General features: G+C 67.4%; 1 protein-coding gene. It reads left to right on the top strand.

Going from position 1 to position 436, the window contains the following annotated elements:
* Nucleotides 1-81: 81 nt before the first annotated feature.
* A partial coding sequence (locus tag JWJ90_RS22935) for a PHP domain-containing protein (protein WP_205229521.1) occupies nt 82-436 on the top strand: 355 nt, incomplete at its 3' end.

Below are 436 nucleotides of genomic sequence, written 5' to 3'. Positions count from 1 at the left end.
CTTCCACATAGGGCGAATCTAGCCGCACGCCCCCTCCACCATGCTGCGCATGGTACCCTTCCCCGTGCCGGGGAGGATTAAGTGGCTGACTTCGCCGAACTGGTCGCGGCGACTCATTATTCCTTCCTCGACGGGGCCAGTCCGGCTGAGGACATGGTCGCGAGAGCCTATGAACTCGGCCTTGACGGGATCGGGATCGTCGACCGCAACACGGTCGCAGGGGTGGTGCGGGCCTATCGGGCCTGGCGCAAGACACGGGAGAAAGCGGACGAGGTCGGCGCCCCGCCGCCACCGACCTTGGTCGTCGGCGCGCGCCTCATCTTCGCCGATGGCACGCCCGACATTGTCGCCTATCCGGTCGACCGGGCGGCGTGGGGGCGGCTGACCCGGTTGCTGACGCTGGGCAACAAGCGCGCGAAAAAGGGCGGCTGCATCC

The sequence above is a fragment of the Desulfobulbus rhabdoformis genome (genome assembly GCF_016919065.1).
Taxonomy (GTDB): domain Bacteria; phylum Desulfobacterota; class Desulfobulbia; order Desulfobulbales; family Desulfobulbaceae; genus Desulfobulbus; species Desulfobulbus rhabdoformis.
The sequence above is the reverse complement of the archived record's forward strand: the minus strand, read 5'-3'. Positions and strand labels throughout refer to the sequence as shown.